At 72.3% G+C, this 17,875-nt stretch carries 14 protein-coding genes; 2 read left to right on the top strand and 12 right to left on the bottom strand.

Annotated elements, in window-relative coordinates:
* Positions 1-28 precede the first annotated feature (28 nt).
* From ACN265_RS08205 to ACN265_RS08165, 9 genes are all read right to left on the bottom strand, one after another.
* Positions 29-373, bottom strand: a complete 345-nt coding sequence (locus tag ACN265_RS08205; RefSeq protein ID WP_302745032.1) for an RNA polymerase-binding protein RbpA — start codon at positions 371-373, stop codon at positions 29-31.
* 123 nt (positions 374-496) lie between these two features.
* Complete coding sequence (gene secG, locus ACN265_RS08200) at positions 497-757, bottom strand: preprotein translocase subunit SecG (RefSeq protein WP_088645052.1); 261 nt, start codon at positions 755-757, stop codon at positions 497-499.
* Positions 758-852: 95 nt separating this feature from the next.
* Positions 853-1,644 (bottom strand): triose-phosphate isomerase, encoded by a 792-nt coding sequence (gene tpiA / locus ACN265_RS08195; RefSeq protein ID WP_088645053.1) that lies wholly within the window; start codon positions 1,642-1,644, stop codon positions 853-855.
* Positions 1,644-2,843 carry a phosphoglycerate kinase gene (locus tag ACN265_RS08190; protein ID WP_421406595.1) on the bottom strand — a complete coding sequence of 400 codons (1,200 nt, stop codon included), beginning with the start codon at positions 2,841-2,843 and terminating at the stop codon, positions 1,644-1,646. The genes tpiA and ACN265_RS08190 overlap by 1 nt, the downstream gene beginning before the upstream one ends.
* A 109-nt stretch (positions 2,844-2,952) precedes the next feature.
* On the bottom strand, positions 2,953-3,957 hold the full coding sequence (gap, locus tag ACN265_RS08185) for a type I glyceraldehyde-3-phosphate dehydrogenase (RefSeq protein ID WP_357935857.1): 1,005 nt from the start codon (positions 3,955-3,957) through the stop codon (positions 2,953-2,955).
* Positions 3,958-4,295: 338 nt separating this feature from the next.
* Positions 4,296-5,276 (bottom strand): DNA-binding protein WhiA, encoded by a 981-nt coding sequence (whiA, locus tag ACN265_RS08180; protein ID WP_067304387.1) that lies wholly within the window; start codon positions 5,274-5,276, stop codon positions 4,296-4,298.
* Between the two features lie 54 nt (positions 5,277-5,330).
* A complete protein-coding gene (locus ACN265_RS08175) occupies positions 5,331-6,293 on the bottom strand; it encodes a gluconeogenesis factor YvcK family protein (protein ID WP_420117708.1) in 963 nt (320 codons plus the stop codon).
* Positions 6,290-7,201, bottom strand: coding sequence for an RNase adapter RapZ (gene rapZ, locus ACN265_RS08170; protein ID WP_204926084.1), 912 nt, complete (start codon positions 7,199-7,201; stop codon positions 6,290-6,292). The genes ACN265_RS08175 and rapZ overlap by 4 nt, the downstream gene beginning before the upstream one ends.
* Positions 7,202-7,386: 185 nt before the next feature.
* Entirely contained in the window at positions 7,387-7,872 is a 486-nt protein-coding gene (locus tag ACN265_RS08165) for a hypothetical protein (protein WP_421406594.1), read from the bottom strand.
* Between the two features lie 116 nt (positions 7,873-7,988).
* Between ACN265_RS08165 and recQ the strand changes: the two genes are divergently transcribed.
* Positions 7,989-9,833 (top strand): DNA helicase RecQ, encoded by a 1,845-nt coding sequence (gene recQ, locus ACN265_RS08160; RefSeq protein ID WP_421406593.1) that lies wholly within the window; start codon positions 7,989-7,991, stop codon positions 9,831-9,833.
* Between the two features lie 717 nt (positions 9,834-10,550).
* Here the strand turns inward: recQ and uvrC are convergent.
* Entirely contained in the window at positions 10,551-12,500 is a 1,950-nt protein-coding gene (gene uvrC / locus ACN265_RS08155; protein ID WP_421406592.1) for an excinuclease ABC subunit UvrC, read from the bottom strand.
* Between the two features lie 10 nt (positions 12,501-12,510).
* Positions 12,511-13,857 carry a jacalin-like lectin gene (locus ACN265_RS08150; RefSeq protein WP_421406590.1) on the bottom strand — a complete coding sequence of 449 codons (1,347 nt, stop codon included), beginning with the start codon at positions 13,855-13,857 and terminating at the stop codon, positions 12,511-12,513.
* A 238-nt stretch (positions 13,858-14,095) separates the two neighbouring features.
* On the opposite strand from ACN265_RS08150, the gene ACN265_RS08145 reads away from it, so the two are divergent.
* Complete coding sequence (locus ACN265_RS08145; RefSeq protein WP_421406589.1) at positions 14,096-17,338, top strand: penicillin acylase family protein; 3,243 nt, start codon at positions 14,096-14,098, stop codon at positions 17,336-17,338.
* 48 nt (positions 17,339-17,386) lie between these two features.
* Here the strand turns inward: ACN265_RS08145 and ACN265_RS08140 are convergent, their stop codons facing one another.
* Entirely contained in the window at positions 17,387-17,848 is a 462-nt protein-coding gene (locus ACN265_RS08140; RefSeq protein ID WP_420117714.1) for a Rieske (2Fe-2S) protein, read from the bottom strand.
* Positions 17,849-17,875: the final 27 nt, after the last annotated feature.

The following is a 17,875-nucleotide window of genomic DNA, read 5'->3' as shown; positions in this document are numbered from 1 at the left end:
CGCCGGTCGGCTCACGCCGCCGCGGTGGTCACTCCCGGCCGCGGCGGCGGCGCAGCGCGGCCAACGCCTCGGCCAGCAGTGCCTCCCCCTCCTCCGGGGTACGCCGTTCCTTCACGTACGCCAGGTGGGTCTTGTAGGGCTCGGGACGGGTACGTCCGGGCGGGTTCTGGGCGTCCTGGCCGGCGGGCAGGCCGCAGCGCGGACAGTCCCAGACGGCCGGCTCCTCGGCGTCCAACGCCAACCGGATCTCGGTGGCGTGGTCGTTGCGGCACCAGTAGGTGACCGCGCGGCGGGGGGCCGGCTCGTACCGTTCGGTGGGGCGTTCCGGCCCCGAACCGATCCGGGAACCGCGGATGACGTTGCCACTGGGCACACTCGCTCCTGTCGTCGGAGGGGACCACCGCCTGAGGCTGGCGGTGGGCGACGGTGGCGGAGAAAACAACTGCGCGCGGTCCGTGACGGACCGCGCGCAGATTGTACGACCTGATCGTGTCGCTCAGGACCCGCTGTTGAGCTGGAGCCGGAGCCAGAGGCCGAGCCCGACGATGCAGGCGAACCAGACGATGCTCACCAGGACGGTGTAGCGGTCCAGGTTCTTCTCGGCCACCGACGAGCCGGCCAGGCTGGAGCTGACCCCACCGCCGAACATGCTCGACAGCCCGCCGCCCTTACCCCGGTGCAGCAGGATGAGCATGGTGAGCAGAACGCTCGTGATGACCAGCAACACGATCAACGTGTATGCGAACCAGATCGGCATGGCTGGGGTCAGTCCTCTCGTTACGATCCTCGCCCGGACAGATCGGGCACGGCGGCACCGACCGGTGGACGGGCGGAGTCAAGAATAGCGAGCGATCAGGCGACCGTGTGCTCCGGGAAGCGGCAGATCTTCGCGAACTCCTCGGCGTCGAGGCTGGCCCCGCCCACCAACGCCCCGTCCACGTCCGGCTGGGACATGATCGACGCGACGTTCGACGACTTCACCGAGCCGCCGTAGAGGATCCGGACCTGGTCGGCGGTGCCCTGGTCGTAGGTCTCGACCAGCCGCTTGCGGACCTCCCCGCAGACCTCCTGGGCGTCCTCGGGGGTGGCCGTCTTGCCGGTGCCGATCGCCCAGACCGGCTCGTACGCGACCACGACCTTGGTGACCTGCTCGGCGGTGAGCCCCTTGAGGGCGCCGTCGAGCTGGTCGCAGCAGTGCGGGACGTGCCGCAGCTGCTCGCGGATCTCCAGGCCCTCACCGATGCAGAGGATCGGGGTGAGCCCGTTGGCCAGCGCGGCGGCCACCTTCGCGTTGACGATCGCGTCGTCCTCGTAGTGGTACTGCCGCCGCTCCGAGTGCCCGACCGCCACGTAGGTGCAGCCCAGCTTGGCCAGCATCGCCCCGGAGATGTCCCCGGTGTACGCGCCGGACTGGTACGGCGACAGGTCCTGCCCGCCGTAGCCGATGAGCAGCTTGTCGCCGTCCACCGCGGTCTGCACGGTGCGCAGGTCGGTGAAGGGCGGCAGGACCACCGTCTCGACGGCGGTGAGCTGCTGCTCGGTGAGGCTCGCGGCCAGCTTCTGCACCAGCAGGTTGGCCTCGAGGTGGTTGAGGTTCATCTTCCAGTTGCCGGCCATCAGCGGCCGGCGGGTGACGCTCGCCATCAGTTCTCCAGGGCCGCGATGCCGGGGAGGGTCTTGCCCTCCAGGTACTCCAGGGAAGCGCCGCCACCCGTGGAGATGTGCCCGAACGACGACTCGTCCAAGCCGAGGGCCCGGACCGCCGCCGCCGAGTCACCGCCACCGACCACGGTGAACGCGTCGGTCTTGGTGATCGCCTCGGCCACACCCCGGGTGCCGCCCGCGAAGGCCGGCATCTCGAACACGCCCATCGGGCCGTTCCAGAAGACCGTCTTCGCCCCGGCGAGCGCGGCGGTGAAGCCGGCCACCGTCTCCGGGCCGATGTCCAGGCCGAGCCGGTGGCTGGGGATGCCGTCGGCCGGCACCGTGTCGTGCGCGGCGTCCGGAGCGAAGGCGTCGGCCGCCACCACGTCCACCGGGAGCAGGATCTTGCCGTCGGCACGGGCCAGGAGGTTGCCGCAGGTCTCGACCATCTCCTCCTCCAGCAGCGAGGTGCCCACCTCGTGGCCCTGGGCCTTGAGGAAGGTGAAGCACATCCCGCCGCCGATGAGCAGCCGGTCGACGGTCGGCAGCAGCGCCTCGATGACCGCCAGCTTGTCGGAGACCTTGGAACCGCCGAGCACCACCACGTACGGGCGCTCCGGCTCGCCGGTCAGCCGGGACAGCACCTCCACCTCACGCAGCACCAGCCGGCCCGCCACGTGCGGCAGCCGGGCCGGTACGTCGTGGACGCTGGCGTGCTTGCGGTGCACCGCGCCGAACGCGTCGTCCACGTACGCCTCGCCGAACGCGGCGAGCTGGTCGGCGAAGGCCCCCCGCTCGGTGTCGTCCTTGCTGGTCTCCCCCTTGTTGAAGCGGAGGTTCTCCAGCAGGGCCACCTGGCCGTCGGCCAGCGCGTCCACGGTGGCGCGGGCGGACTCGCCGACGGTGTCGGTGGCGAAGTGCACAGGCGCGTCGAGCAGCTCACCGAGCCGCCCGGCGACCGGGCGGAGGCTGTACTGCGGGTCCGGGGCACCCTTCGGGCGACCCAGGTGCGAGCAGACCACGACCTTCGCCCCGGCCTGCACGAGCGCGCCCAGGGTGGGCAGGACGGCCCGGATCCGGCCGTCGTCGGTGATCTCCCCGGTCTGCTTGTCGAGCGGGACGTTCAGGTCGGCGCGCACCAGCACGCGCCGACCCGACACCCCCTCGGCGAGCAGGTCGTCGAGGTTGCGGATGCTCACAGAGCTAACTCTCCGTTCGTGACTGCGCCGGCTTCAGCTCGCGACTGCGGGGCTCGCTGCGCTCGCTCCTCGCGCCAGCGGCTGGGGCTCGCAAGCTCACTCCTCGCACTCACAGCGAGGAACCCACCAGCTTGACCAGGTCGACGAGCCGGTTGGAGTAGCCCCACTCGTTGTCGTACCAGCCGACGACCTTCACCTGGTTGCCGATGACCTTGGTCAGCGGCGCGTCGAAGATGCACGACGCCGGGTCGGTGACGATGTCGGACGAGACGATCGGGTCCTCGTTGTAGACCAGGATGCCCTTGAGCGGGCCGTCCGCGGCAGCCTTGATCGCGGCGTTGACCTCGTCCACGGTGGTCTCCCGGCCGACCTCGACGGTCAGGTCGGTGGCCGAGCCGGTCGGGATCGGCACCCGCAGCGCGTAACCGTCCAGCTTGCCCTTGAGCACCGGCAGCACCAGCCCGATCGCCTTGGCGGCACCGGTCGAGGTGGGGACGATGTTCAGCGCGGCGGCGCGGGCGCGACGCAGGTCCTTGTGCGGCGCGTCCTGGAGGTTCTGGTCCTGCGTGTACGCGTGGATCGTGGTCATCAGGCCCTTCTCGATACCGAAGGTGTCCTGCAGGACCTTCGCCATCGGGGCCAGGCAGTTCGTGGTGCACGACGCGTTCGAGATGATGGTGTGCTTGGCCGGGTCGTACTGGTCGTGGTTCACGCCCATGACGACCGTGACGTCCTCGTTCTTCGCCGGGGCGGAGATGATGACCTTCTTGGCCCCGCCGTCGATGTGCGCCTTGGCCTTGGTGCCGTCGGTGAAGAAACCGGTGGACTCGATGACGACGTCCGCGCCGGCGTCGCCCCACGCCAGCTTCGCCGGGTCCTTCTCGGCGAACGCCTTGATGGTCTTGCCACCGACGGTGATCTCGTCGGCGGTGGCCTTGACCTCGTGCGGCAGGCGACCGAGGATGCTGTCGTACTTGAGCAGGTGGGCGAGCGTCGCGTTGTCGGTCAGGTCGTTCACGGCGACGACCTCGATGTCGGCGCCGGACGCCAGCACGGCCCGGAAGAAGTTACGGCCGATGCGGCCGAAGCCGTTGATGCCAACCCGGATGGTCACAGGTCCCATCTCCTCGCGTTCTGGTCCGCCGACGTCAGAACGGGCCGGCGGAGGTGTGTGCGCCGGCCGGTGAGCCGGCCGTTGACGATTCGTCTCGGCCACCCCGCCACGGTCTGGGAGGACCTGACCGCCCGAGGCGGCGTGCACGGCGAGGAGTGCCTGTGCCGGCCCCCTTGCCGTACCCATCGACCCTATCCGAGCGTGCCCCGCCGCCATGCGGCGGGTGGTGACCCCGTCGGGTCGACGGCACGGCACGCCCCACCCACCCGACCCGGGGCACGTCACGCCCACCGGCCCGTGCCTCGCACGCGCCCGCGGGATGGCGGCCCACCGTCCTATCAGACCACGAGCATGTCCGGCGTGACTGCCGCTTCGGTATCCGGGATGCCCAGGTCACGGGCCCGCTTGTCGGCCAGCGCCAGCAGCCGGCGGATCCGCCCGGCGATCGCGTCCTTGGTCAACGGCGGGTCGGCCAGCGCGCCCAACTCCTCCAGCGACGCCTGCCGGTGCTCCAGCCGGAGCTGACCGGCCGAGGTGAGGTGGTTCGGGGCGTCGTCGGCGAGGATCTCCAGCGCCCGGGTGACCCGGGCGGCGGCGGCCACCGCGGCCCGCGCCGAGCGGCGCAGGTTGGCGTCGTCGAAGTTCGCCAGCCGGTTGGCGGTGGCCCGCACCTCGCGGCGGACCCGACGCTCCTCCCAGGCCAGCACGCTGGAATGGGCGCCGATCCGGGTGAGCAGCGCGGCGATCGCGTCACCGTCCTTGACCACCACCCGGTCCACGCCGCGCACCTCGCGGTTCTTGGCGGTGATGCCGATCCGGCGGGCCGCGCCGACCAGGGCCAGCGCCGACTCCGGACCCGGGCAGGTGATCTCCAGGGCGCTGGAGCGGCCCGGCTCGGTCAGCGAGCCGTGCGCCATGAACGCGCCCCGCCAGGCCGACACCGCGCAGCAGACGTTCGCCGCCACCACGTGCGGCGGCAGCCCGCGTACCGGCCGGCCCCGGACGTCGAGCAGGCCGGTCTGCCGGGCCAGCGCCTCGCCGTCCTTGACCACCCGGACGATGAAGTGGCTGCCCTTGCGCAGCCCCCCGGAGGCGAGCACGTGGATCTCGCTGGGATAGCCGTAGACCTCGGCGATCTCCCGGCGCAGCCGACGGGCCACCGCCCCGGTGTCCAACTCGGCCTCCACCACCACCCGACCGGAGACGATGTGCAGCCCACCGGCGAACCGCAGCAGCGCGGCCATCTCCGCCCGCCGGCAGCAGGGCTTGGGCACGTCGACCCGGCTCAGCTCGTCCTTGACCGCAGCCGTCATCGCCATTGTGCGCCCCCTCACGGACCGGTACCGGCGTGTCGCCGGTGATTACGTACGTGCTTAACGATCGGCGCCCAGTACAGGCACCAGTGCCGCAGCCAGGGCGGCCGGATCGTGACGGGGTGTGCCGTCGTCGACGGCGACCGGGGCGAGGACCAACCGGGCACCAAGCGATTCTGCCGCACGCCCGACCGGTTCGGGGTCACCCACCGCCTTGGAGTCGGCCACCACGTAGTCCACGGTGAGCTGCGGAAGGTACCAGCGCAGGGCGGCCAGGTGGTCGGCCACCGAGAGCCCCAGGGTCTCCTGCTCGGCGGCCAGGTTCAGGGTGACCAGCCGGCGGGCCGGGCTGGTCACGATCGCCTCGGCCAACCCCGGCACCAGCAGGTGCGGCAGGACGCTGGTGTACCAGCTCCCCGGCCCGAAGATCAGCCAGTCCGCCCCGCCGACCGCGGCCACCGCCTCCGCACAGGCCACCGGCGCGTCCGGGGTGATCCGCAGCGCCTCCACCGTGCCGGTGGTCACCGCCACGTGGCGCTGGCCGTGCACCGTGCGGACCTCGTCGGGGCGGGTCGGGTCCACCCCGCGGACCCGGGCCTCGATGTCCAGCGGCTCGGCGGACATCGGCAGCACCCGGCCGACCGCGCCGAGCATCGCCCCGGCGTGCGCGAGCGCGGCCACCGGGTCGCCGAGCTGCTCCATCAGGCCGCAGAGCACCAGGTTGCCCACCGCGTGACCGGCCAGCCCGTCGCGGGGGTCACCGGCGAACCGGTGCTGGAACAGCCCGGCGCTGCGGCGGGTGGCCGGATGGTCGCCGGCCAGTGCCACCAGGGCCTGCCGCAGGTCACCCGGGGGCAGGCCGCCGCGCTCGGCGCGCAGCCGACCGCTGGAGCCGCCGTCGTCGCCGACGGTGACCACGGCGGTGATGTCCAGTTCGAGTTCCCCGGCGCAGTGCCGCAGCGCCCGCAGCGAGGCGGACAGGCCGTGTCCCCCGCCGAAGGCGACCACCGACATCGCCGTCATTCCCGCCCCAGGTCCCGGTGCTGCGCGTTGGCGGCCAGCCCCGACTGGCGCAGCCGCTCGGCCAACTCCTCGGCGATCGCCACGCTGCGGTGCTTGCCGCCGGTGCAGCCGACGGCGACCGTCAGGTACCGCTTGCCCTCGCGTTCGAACCCGGCGGTGGTGGCGTTGACCAGCTCGGCGTACGAGGCGACGAAGGCGTCCGCGCCCTCCTGGCCGAGCACGTACGCGCTGACCGCCGCCTCCCGCCCGGTGTGCTCCCGCAGCTCGGGCACCCAGTACGGGTTCGGGAGGAACCGGGCGTCGAGCACGAAATCAGCGTCCGGCGGCAGGCCGTACTTGAAGCCGAAGGAGAGCACGGTGAGCCGCAACCGACGGGCGTCCTCCCCGCCGAACAGCTCCTCGACCCGGCGCCGGAGCTGGTTGACGTTGAGGTGGCTGGTGTCGATGATCACATCGGCCTGGTCCCGGGCCTCCTCCAGCAGCTCCCGCTCGACGGCGATGCCGTCGGCGAGCCGGCCCTCACCCTGCAACGGGTGCGAGCGGCGGACGCTCTCGAACCGTCGGATCAGCACCTCGTCGTCGGCGTCGACGAAGACCACCCGGGGCGAGAAGCCGCGCTCCTTGAGCTCCCGGATCGCCCCGGCCAGGTCGGTGGAGAAGGCCCGCGACCGGACGTCCAGCACCATCGCGGTACGCCGGGCCGCCCCACCGGCCTTCATCGCCAGCTCGGCCATGTCCAGCATCAGCGCCTGCGGCAGGTTGTCCACCACGTAGTAGCCGACGTTCTCCAGGGCGCGGGCGACGGTGCTACGGCCACCGCCGGACAGGCCGGTGACCACCACCAGCGTGGTGTCCGACTCCGCCGTGCCGCCCTCGGCGTACCCGCCGGTTGTCCGCGCCTCGACCATCCCACCACTCCCGCTTCGTGGCGGCGGGCCCTCGGGCCCCGTACCGCACAGGGTCAGTCGACGACTCTATCCCGGCGGGCGGCGTCGATCCCGGCACGCCCGACGGCGGGTTGCCCGATGGGTCCGGCACGGCAGCTGACCAGCGCCGTGTGCCCTCCCTGCCCCGGCGGTGGCGGCCCGGTCGCCTAGCTGTCGTCGTGTTCGGTGGCGGCGCGGGAGGCGGAGTGGCCGGCCTGCGCCCGCAGCGCGCTCTCCCACACCGGGTCCGTGGCCGCCCACTCGCCGACCAACGCCGCCAGCCGACGCGCGGGCAGAGCCTGCGCGAGCGCGGTCAGCTCCGCGACCCGGGGATCGACCGCCGCATCCGACCAGGGGGTGGCCGTCGAGGACCACGCGAAGCCGTCGGCCAGCGCGGCGGCGGTGAGGGCCACCGCGTGCGCACACAGATCGGTGTCGGCGGCGCAGTCACACTCGGTGGTGAAGCCGTCCGCCGTGACCCCCACCCAGACCTCGTACGACGGCTGTCCCGCCGTACGGATCACCCCGGTCACCCCGCCGCCGGCCGGGTTGATCTCCGCCGGCTGGCCGGCGACCGTCAGCTCGTCCGCCGCTGCGCAGACGTCGGCCCCGGCCGCGTCCCGGAGTGCGTCGATGTCGATGCGTACCGCCATCGGGCCATCCAACCGCAACGGACCGACGCCGGTGACGTCAGGGCGGTGCCCGGCGGGGGGCACGGCGCGGGGGCGTCGTGGCCGGCGGTGTCGGTGCGGGTCCGTAGACTCCCCGGATGGTCTCCCCCACCGAGCTGCGCGCCTCCGACGCCCTCGACGTGCTCCGCCGGGTCTTCGGCTACGACGCCTTCCGGGGCTTCCAGCAGGAGGTCATCGACCACGTGGTGGCCGGCGGGGACGCGCTGGTGCTGATGCCCACCGGTGGCGGCAAGTCGCTGTGCTACCAGGTCCCGGCGCTGGTCCGCGACGGCGTCGCGGTGGTCGTCTCCCCGCTGATCGCCCTCATGCAGGACCAGGTCGACGCGCTGACGGCGGTCGGCGTCCGCGCCGGCTTCCTCAACTCCACCCAGGACTACGCGGCCCGGCGCGCGGTCGAGCAGGCGTTCGTCGCCGGTGAGCTGGACCTGCTCTACCTCGCCCCGGAGGCGTTGGGCACCCGGGGCGTGCAGCAACTGCTCGACCGGGGGCGGATCGGCCTGTTCGCCATCGACGAGGCGCACTGCGTGTCCCAGTGGGGGCACGACTTCCGCCCCGACTACCTGGCCCTGTCGATGCTGCACGAGCGGTGGCCCGCGGTGCCCCGGATCGCGTTGACCGCGACCGCCACCAGCGCCACCCGGGCCGAGATCGCCACCCGGCTCCAGCTCACCGAGGCGAAGCACTTCGTGGCGAGCTTCGACCGGCCCAACATCCAGTACCGGATCGTGCCCAAGAAGGAGCCCCGCAAGCAGTTGCTGGCCCTGCTGCGCGACGAGCACCCGGGCGACGCCGGCATCGTCTACTGCCTGTCCCGGGCCTCGGTGGACAAGACCGCCGAGTTCCTGGTCGCCAACGGGGTCGCCGCGCTGCCCTACCACGCCGGCCTGGACGCGGGCACCCGCGCCGCCAACCAGCAGCGGTTCCTGCGTGAGGACGGCCTGGTCATGGTCGCCACGATCGCCTTCGGGATGGGCATCGACAAGCCGGACGTCCGGTTCGTGGCCCACCTCGACCTGCCCAAGTCGGTCGAGGGCTACTACCAGGAGACCGGGCGGGCCGGCCGGGACGGGCTGCCGTCGACCGCCTGGCTCGCCTACGGCCTGCAGGACGTGGTGCAGCAGCGCAAGATGATCGAGACGTCGGACGGCGACCTGGCCCACCGGCGTAACCTCGCCACCCACCTGGACGCCATGCTGGCGCTCTGCGAGACGGTCCGCTGCCGCCGGGTACAGCTGCTCGAATACTTCGGCCAATCCGGCACGGCCGACTGCGGCAACTGCGACACCTGCCTGACCCCGCCGGAGACCTGGGACGGCACGGTGGCCGCGCAGAAGCTGCTGTCCACCGTCTACCGGCTCGACCGGGAACGCAACCAGCGCTTCGGGGCCGGGCACTGCGTCGACATCCTGCTCGGCAAGCAGAACGACAAGATCAGCCAGTACGGCCACGACGCGCTGAGCACCTTCGGCATCGGCACCGAGCTGCGCGAGGCGGAGTGGCGCGGGGTGGTCCGGCAACTACTCGCCGAGGGGCTGTTGGCGGTCGAGGGCGACTACGGCACGCTGGCGCTCACCGAGGCCAGCGCGGAGGTGCTGGCCCGCCGCCGCACGGTGACCATGCGCCGGGAGCCGGAGAAGGTCGCCTCGGCCCGATCGGCGAAGCCACGCGGCGCGGCCACCGTGGTCGCCGAGCTGTCCCCGGCGGCCGGGTCGCTTTTCGAGCGGCTGCGGGCCTGGCGGGGAGCCACCGCCAAGGAACAGGGCGTTCCCGCGTACGTGATCTTCCACGACGCGACGCTGCGGCAGATCGCCACCGACGCCCCCACCTCGCTGGCCGAGCTGTCGAGGATCAGCGGCGTCGGCGAGAACAAGCTGGCCAAGTACGGCGAGTCCATCCTCGCCGTCCTCGCCGACCAGCCCTGACCGGCCTTCCTTGATCCACCCCCGTGGGTCGATGTTGCGGTATCCCGCCCGTCGGATACCGCAACATCGCCCCCCGCCCCACCCCTGACCGGCCGCTCGCGGCCCCACCGCCATTGATCGACTCACCTGGGCCGATGTTGCACTGTCCCCGCCCCCGGACACCGCAACATCACCCCCGGCCCACCCCTGACCGACCCACTCGCGGCCCCACCGCCATTGATCGACTCACCTGGGCCGATGTTGCACTATCCCCGCCCCCGGACACCGCAACATCACCCCCGGCCCACCCCTGACCGACCCACTCGCGGCCCCACCGCCGTTGATCGACTCACCTGGGCCGATGTTGCACTATCCCCGCCCCCGGACACCGCAACATCACCCCCGGCCCACCCCTGACCGACCCACTCGCGGCCCCACCGCCGTTGATCCACTCGACTGGGCCGATGTTGCACTATCCCCGCCCCCGGACACCGCAACTTCGCCCCAGTCGAGTTGATCACGCCAAGCTCAACGGGCCCGGTCAGGCTCGGCCGGACGGGGTCCTGGACAGACGCCGAGACCGGGACAGACGCCCGGACCGGAACGGACGCCCGGACCGGAACGGACGCCCGGACCGGAACGGACGCCCGGACCGGGACGGACGCCGGGACCGGGACGGACGCCCGGACCGGGACAGACGCCCGGACCCGGACCGGGACGGGCCAGGGCCCGACGGGGTCAGTCGGTCGGGGTGGGGGCGGTGGTCTTCGGGTCGCCGTCGAGGGCGGCGAGGATCGCCTCGGCGGTGCGGCGGCCCACCCCGGGCACCTCGACGATCTCCTCCACGGTGGCGGCGGAGAGCCGTTTGAGTGAGCCGAAGTGTTGCAGCAGCGCCTTGCGGCGTACCTCGCCCAGCCCGGGGACGGTGTCCAGGGCCGATTCGGTCATCCGCTTGGAGCGCCGCTGCCGGTGGAAGGTGATGGCGAACCGGTGCGCCTCGTCGCGGGCGCGTTGCAGCAGGTAGAGCCCCTCGGAGGTGCGGGGCAGGATGACCGGGTAGTCGTCGTCGGGCAGCCAGACCTCCTCCAGCCGCTTGGCCAGCCCACACAGTGCCACGTCGTCGATGCCCAGCTCGGCCAGCGCCTGGGCCGCCGCCGCCACCTGCGGGGCGCCACCGTCGACGATCACGAGCTGCGGCGGGTACGCGAACTTGCGCGGCCGGCCGGTGGTCGGGTCGATGCCGGGGCGGTCGGGGTCGGACGCGGTCTCCTCGCCCAGCTCGCCGGTCTCGGCGCGGGCGTCGAGGTAGCGGGCGAAGCGCCGACGCAGCACCTCGGACATCGCCGACAGGTCGTCGGTGGCGCCCCGGACGATGAACCGGCGGTACTCGCTCTTGCGGGGCAGCCCGTCCTCGAAGACGACCATGCTGGCCACCACGTCGGTGCCCTGGATCTGGGAGACGTCGAAGCACTCGATGCGCAGCGGCGAGGTGCGCATGCCGAGCGCCTCGCTGATCTCGTCGAGCGCCTTGCCCCGGGTGGTCAGGTCGCCGGCCCGCTTGAGCTTGTGCCGGGCCAGCGCGTCCTTCGCGTTGCGGCCCACCGTCTCCAGCAGGGTCTTCTTGTCGCCCCGCTGGGGCACCCGCAGCGACACCCGGCTGCCCCGGCGGGCGCTGAGCCAGTCGGCGAGCGCGTCGGCGTCACCGGGCAGCTCGGGGACGAGCAACTCCCGGGGGACGTCCGCCTCGCCCTGCTCGCCGCCGTAGACCTGGGTGCAGAAGTGGTGCACCAGGTCGCCGGTGGTCAGCTCCTCGGTCTTTTCCACCACCCAGCCGCGCTGGCCGCGTACCCGGCCGTCGCGGACGTGGAAGACCTGCACGGCGGCTTCGAGGGGGTCGTCGGCGAAGGCGACCACGTCGGCGTCGGTGCCGTCGCCCAGCACCACGGTCTGCTTCTCCATGGCCCGGCGCAGGGCGGCCACGTCGTCGCGCAGCCGGGCCGCCCGCTCGAACTCCAACTGCTCGCTGGCCTCGGTCATCTCGCGTTCGAGGCGACGCACCATGCTGTCGGTGCGGCCGGCCATGAACTCGCAGAAGTTGTCGACGATCGCCCGGTGCGCGTCGGCGGAGACGGTGCCCACGCAGGGCGCGGAGCACTTGCCGATGTAGCCGAGCAGGCAGGGCCGGCCCACCTGCCCGGCCCGCTTGAACACCCCGGTGGAGCAGGTGCGGGCGGGGAAGACCCGCAGCAGCAGGTCGAGCGTCTCGCGGATCGCCCAGGCGTGCGAGTACGGCCCGAAGTACCGCACGCCCTTACGCTTCGCGCCCCGCATGACCTGCAGCCGCGGGTATTCCTCGTCGAGGGTGACCGCCAGGTACGGGTACGACTTGTCGTCGCGGTACCGGACGTTGAACCGGGGGTCGTACTGCTTGATCCAGGTGTATTCGAGCTGGAGCGCCTCGACCTCGGTACCCACGGTGACCCAGTCGACCGACTCGGCCGTGGTGACCATCTGCCGGGTGCGCTCGTGCAGCCCCCACGGGTCGGCGAAGTAGGAGTTGAGCCTGCTGCGCAGGCTCTTGGCCTTGCCGACGTAGATCACCCGGCCGGTGCCGTCGCGGAACCGGTAGACCCCGGGGGACTCGGGGATCGTGCCGGTCGCGGGGCGGTAGGTCGAGGGATCAGCCACGGCACCGAGACTATCCGTTGCCCCCGACACTCCAGATCACGCCGAGCTGGTCGACCTCGGTGCCGCTGCGACCGAAGAATCCGGCCAGCCGACCGCCAGGCGGTGCGGTGAAGGTGACCGCCGCCGAGGTGGGCGTACCGGCGGCCAGGACGCGACCCTGGTCGGTGCTGAGCCGGGCCGAGAAGATCCTGGTCCGGCCGTCCTTCTGCCCCTGGGTCAGGGTGACCTGGGTGATCCGCTCGCCGGGGGCGAGGGTGAGGCCGGTCTCGGTCCTGCCGGTGCCGCCGTGGCGCAGCTGGCCGCCATCGGCGAGGTCGACGCCGACGGCGTCGAGCCGGGAGCCGCCGCGCAGGGTGACCCGGGTGACCGCCGGGCCGACCCGGTCGGCGTCGGTGAACGGGGTGCCGTGCGGGCCGCCCCAGGTGTCGCTGGCCTGCAGCGTCGGGTCGAGGGTCCAGTCGAACCAGGCGGCGTGCGGGTAGTGGTCGGACAGCGGCCCGCCGGTCGGGGTGAGGAACCGGGCATGCTCGTTGTGGTAGCGGTTCAGGGCGAGCCGGACCAGCTTGTTGCCCCGGTAGAGGATCTTGTCGACCACCTCGCAGGAGTCGGTCACGTTGGCCTCGTCGCAGACCAGCGCCGGGTCACCGGCGGCCGGCGGCTGGCCGGCCCGTTCCTGCTGCACCCAGACGTCGGTGAGCCCGTTGGCCGCGACCAGGTCGCGGATGTTGTCACCGGTACGGGTGTAACGGACGTTCAGGTCACCCATCAGCACCACCGCGTTGCCTGCCGAGTTGGCGGCGACGTACGCGGAGAGCTGGCTGAGGTTGGACCGGCGGGCGGCCAGGTCGGCGTCGGTGGTGCCGGCGTTGGGGTGGGCGTTGTAGAAGTCGACGTAGACGCCCTCGGCGAGCCGGATGCGGCTGGCGGTGAAGCCCTTCGGGGTGAGGCAGTCGGTGCCGTTGCAGGAGTTCCACTTCACCCGGGCGAAGTCGCTGTACGGGTAGTTCGACAGCGTGTTGAGGCCGCTGCCGAACGGCACACCCCCGCTGGTCGGCGTCCGGTACGGGTGCTGGTCGGTGGCGTACAGGTCGGCGTGGTAGTTGAAGTCCTCCTGGACGTGCACGATGTCGTACCCACCGAGCCGTTCGCCGATCGGCCGGGTGTTCGTCGCCGGGTCGCCGCTGGAGATGATGTCCGGCAGGCCGGCGACGTTGTAGGTGAGCACGGAGAACGCCCCCGAGGTGGGGGCGGCGGCGGTCCCGGCGGGGGCGGGGGCGGCCGAGGCGGCGGCCGCCCCGGACGGGGTGAGCGCGACCGCGAGCAGCGTCGCGGACGCGAGCAGACGGACGACCTTCATCGACGATCCAATCTGGAGCGGCGGAACCGGCGGGGGACACCGGTCGGGGGCGGGGCGACGGCGGGCGTCGGCCCGGTACCGGATCGAAAGATATCCACCCGCCCCGACCGACTCGACACTCCGGAGTAAAGATCCGGCGGCGGCTCGATGGACGTCTTCCGATATCGACGAACGGAGATTACCATCCGGTAACCGAATGTTATTCACGTAAAGATCCCCATCCTCATCGGAGGATCGCATGCCCCGTCCCCCCACCGTCCGCCGCCTGCTCGCCGGCCTGACCGCCGGCATCAGCGTCGCCGCCCTGCTCACCGCGACCCCCGCCACACCGGCCGAGGCCGCCGCGCCGCGTACCGCCTACGCCCCCGAGGACTACTGCCTCGGCGAGTGCGGCGACATCCTGCCGCCCGGCCAGAACGGCAACGCCACCCTCGTCGAGGTGCTGGGCAACCAGACCCTCGGCACCCTGCCCCGGCACTCCGCCGACCAGCTCGGCCGCTACGCCGACCTGGTCTACGGCTACGCCGGGCTACGTGAGGAACAGATCGGCTCGTTCTTCAACGACGCCTCCTTCGGGGTGCCGCAGGGGCAGGTCGAACGCGACTACTCGCCCCGTTCCGACGTCCGCATCCTGCGGGACAAGGCGACAGGCGTCCCGCACGTCACCGGCACCACCCGGGGCGGCACGATGTACGGCGCGGGATACGCCGGGGCCGAGGACCGACTGTTCACCATGGACCTGCTGCGGCACGTCGGCCGGGGCACCCTCACCTCGTTCGCCGGGGGCGCCCCCGGCAACCGGGCGCTGGAGCAGAGCGTCTGGCGCAACTCGCCGTACACCGAGGCGGACCTCCAGGCGCAGGTCGAGGCGCTGCGCACGAAGGGTCCGCGCGGCCAGCAGCTCTACGCCGACGTGCAGGAGTACATCGCCGGCATCAACGCCTACATCGGCGTCTGCATGGGCGCCCGCAACTGCCCCGGCGAGTACGTGCTGACCGGCCACCTGGACGCGGTCACCAACGCCGGTGGCCCGGAGCCGTTCCAGCTCACCGACCTGATCGCCATCGCCGGCGTGGTGGGCGGGCTGTTCGGCGGCGGGGGCGGCACCGAGATGCAGTCCGCGCTGGTCCGCATCGCCGCCCGCGCCAAGTACGGGGCCACCGAGGGCGACCGGGTGTGGACGGCGTTCCGCAACCAGAACGACCCGGAGACCGTGCTGACCCTGCACGACGGGCAGAGCTTCCCGTACGGCGACGCCTCCCCGGACGCGGCGAGCGTGGCACTGCCCGACGCCGGCTCGGCCCGGGTCGAGCCGATCTTCACCGACCCGACCGGCTCCGCCGGCAGCACCGCCGCCCCGGCCCGTGCCACCGGCGTCGGCGCGTCCGGTGAGCTGGCCGCCGCGCTGTCCGGGCTGACCATCAGCCCGGCGCACCGGGGCATGTCCAACGCGGCGGTGGTCTCGGCCGCGAACTCGGCCACCGGGCACCCGGTCGCGGTCTTCGGCCCGCAGACCGGCTACTTCTCCCCGCAACTGCTGATGGTGCAGGAGTTGCAGGGACCGGGGATCAGCGCCCGGGGCGCGGCGTTCGCCGGTCTCAACCTCTACGTGCTGCTCGGCCGGGGGCAGGACTACGCGTGGAGCGCCACCTCGTCGATCCACGACATCACCGACACCTACGCGGTGCCGCTGTGCACCACCGACGGCAGCGCCCCCACCCTCGCCGCCGACCACTACCTCTACCGGGGGCAGTGCGTGGCGATGGAACAGCTCGCGCACGTCAACAAGTGGACCCCGACCCTCGCCGACGGCACCGCCAAGGGGTCGTACAAGCTGGTGGCCTGGCGGACGAGGCTCGGCCTGGTGTCCTGGCGGGGCACGGTGGGCGGCAAACCGCACGCGTTCACCCAGCTACGCTCCACCTACCGGCACGAGGCCGACTCGGCGATCGGCTTCCAGATGTTCAACGACCCGACCCAGATGGGCTCGGCGGACGCCTTCGTCGCCTCGGCCAACAACGTCGAGTACGCGTTCAACTGGTTCTACGTCAACTCCACCGAGTCGGCGTACTTCAACTCCGGGCTGAACCCGGTGCGGGCCGCCGGGTCCAACCCGAACCTGCCGATGAAGGCCGAGCCGGCCTACGAGTGGCAGGGCTTCGACCCGGCGACGAACACCGCCGACTACGCCCCGCTGGCCGCCCACCCCCGGTCGGTCAACCAGGACTACTACGTCAGCTGGAACAACAAGCAGGCCAAGGACTTCGGCGGCGCGGACGGCAACTACAGCTTCGGCGCGGTGCACCGGGCCGACCTGCTGGACCGCCCGCTCAAGGCGGGCCTTGCGGCCGGCCGGAAGTTCGACCGGGGCTCGCTGACCGCGCTGGTCGCGCAGGCCGGCGTGACCGACCTGCGCGGGGCCGAGGTGCTCGACGAGCTGATCCGGGTGCTGGAGAGCCAGCCCGTCGCCGACGCCGCGCTGGCCACCGAGGTCAGCCGGCTCAAGGCGTGGCGGCAGGACGGCGCGCTGCGGGTGGAGACGGCGAAGGGGTCGAAGGTCTACCGGCACGCCGACGCGATCCGCACCTTCGACGCCTGGTGGCCGCTACTGGTCCGGGGGATGTTCCGCGACCAACTCGGCCCGGACCTCTACCAGTCGCTGATCAACGCGATCCAGATCAACGAGTCCCCCTCCGGGTACCAGCAGGGCGACAAGTCCAACCTGCCGACCTCGGCCAACGAGGCCCAGTCGCACAAGGGCTCGTCCTTCCAGTACGGCTGGTGGGGCTACGTCGACAAGGACCTGCGCGCGGTGCTCGGCGACCCGGTGCGCGGCGGGCTGGGCCGGGGCTACTGCGGGGCCGGGAACCTGGCCGGCTGCCGGCAGGTGCTGCTGGACACGTTGCGCACCGCGGCGGCCACCCCGGCGGCCCAGGTGTACCCCGGCGACGCGAGCTGCGCCGCCGGTGACCAGTGGTGCGCGGACGCGATCATCCAGTCGCCGCTGGGCGGGATCAAGCACGCCACCATCGCCTGGCAGAACCGGCCCACCTTCCAGCAGGTGGTGTCGTTCCCGGCCCGGCGGGGCGACGACCTGACCAACCTGGCCGCCGGCCGGACGGCGACCGCATCGGGCAGCGAGCTGTTCTTCGGGGCGGCCAAGGCCGTCGACTCCGACCTGGGCACCCGCTGGGCGAGCAGTTGGGCCGACGACCAGTGGCTCAGCGTGGACCTCGGGTCGGCCCGGCAGGTGGGCCGGGTGACGCTGGCCTGGGAGTCGGCGTACGCCCGGTCGTACCGGATCGAGGTGTCGACCGACGGGTCGACGTGGCGGACGGTGTGGTCGACCACGGCCGGCGACGGCGGCACCGACGTGGCGGCCTTCCCCACCACGACCGCCCGCTACGTCCGGATGCACGGGGTGACCCGGGCCACCACGTACGGCTACTCGATCTGGGAGATGGCGGTCTACCCGCAGTGAATCCGACCGGCCGGCCCGGAGGACGTCCTCCGGGCCGGCCGGTGCCGGTCAGGCCAGCGAGATCTGATCGCCGTCGATCTTGAGTTCCTTGGCGGCCAGCGGTTTGGTCGCCGGCCCCTCCCTGACCGCGCCGTCGGCGATGGCGAACTTGCTGTTGTGGCAGGTGCAGTTGATCGTCCCGCCGTCGACGTTCGACACCGGGCAACCCTGGTGGGTGCAGATCGGGTCGAACCCCTTGAACTGCCCCGCCGTCGGCTGGGTGATCACCACGCCCTGCGCCGCGTAGACCTGGCCGCCGCCGACCGGGATGTCACCGGTCCTGGCGATCGCGGCGGCGCCGGACCCGCCGGAGGTCGCGGCCGGTCCGCCGGTGGCCGGGGTGGCCGGTTCGTCACCGGAGTCGTCGCCGCAGGCGGTCAGGAGGACCGCTGCCCCCACCGCGCCGGCCCCGGCCAGCAGGGCACGTCGGGTCTGCGTACCGGGCCCGGTCGGCACCTGGTCGTCTGTCATCTCCGGCCTTTCTCTCGACTGCTGCCG

Origin of the sequence: Micromonospora sp. WMMD730 (assembly GCF_049178955.1) — a bacterium.
GTDB classification, from domain to species: Bacteria; Actinomycetota; Actinomycetes; order Mycobacteriales; family Micromonosporaceae; genus Micromonospora; species Micromonospora wenchangensis.
This window is presented reverse-complemented; position numbering and strand designations above follow the sequence as displayed.

Excerpts from the sequence above, each read along its gene's own strand:
- secG (WP_088645052.1), bottom strand. The coding sequence starts at position 757 with ATGCCGATCTGGTTCGCATACACGTTGATCGTGTTGCTGGTCATCACG.
- tpiA (WP_088645053.1), bottom strand. The coding sequence starts at position 1,644 with ATGGCGAGCGTCACCCGCCGGCCGCTGATGGCCGGCAACTGGAAGATG.
- whiA (WP_067304387.1), bottom strand. The coding sequence starts at position 5,276 with ATGGCGATGACGGCTGCGGTCAAGGACGAGCTGAGCCGGGTCGACGTG.
- ACN265_RS08175 (WP_420117708.1), bottom strand. The coding sequence starts at position 6,293 with ATGACGGCGATGTCGGTGGTCGCCTTCGGCGGGGGACACGGCCTGTCC.
- rapZ (WP_204926084.1), bottom strand. The coding sequence starts at position 7,201 with ATGGTCGAGGCGCGGACAACCGGCGGGTACGCCGAGGGCGGCACGGCG.
- ACN265_RS08165 (WP_421406594.1), bottom strand. The coding sequence starts at position 7,872 with ATGGCGGTACGCATCGACATCGACGCACTCCGGGACGCGGCCGGGGCC.
- recQ (WP_421406593.1), top strand. The coding sequence starts at position 7,989 with ATGGTCTCCCCCACCGAGCTGCGCGCCTCCGACGCCCTCGACGTGCTC.
- ACN265_RS08150 (WP_421406590.1), bottom strand. The coding sequence starts at position 13,857 with ATGAAGGTCGTCCGTCTGCTCGCGTCCGCGACGCTGCTCGCGGTCGCG.
- ACN265_RS08145 (WP_421406589.1), top strand. The coding sequence starts at position 14,096 with ATGCCCCGTCCCCCCACCGTCCGCCGCCTGCTCGCCGGCCTGACCGCC.
- ACN265_RS08140 (WP_420117714.1), bottom strand. The coding sequence starts at position 17,848 with ATGACAGACGACCAGGTGCCGACCGGGCCCGGTACGCAGACCCGACGT.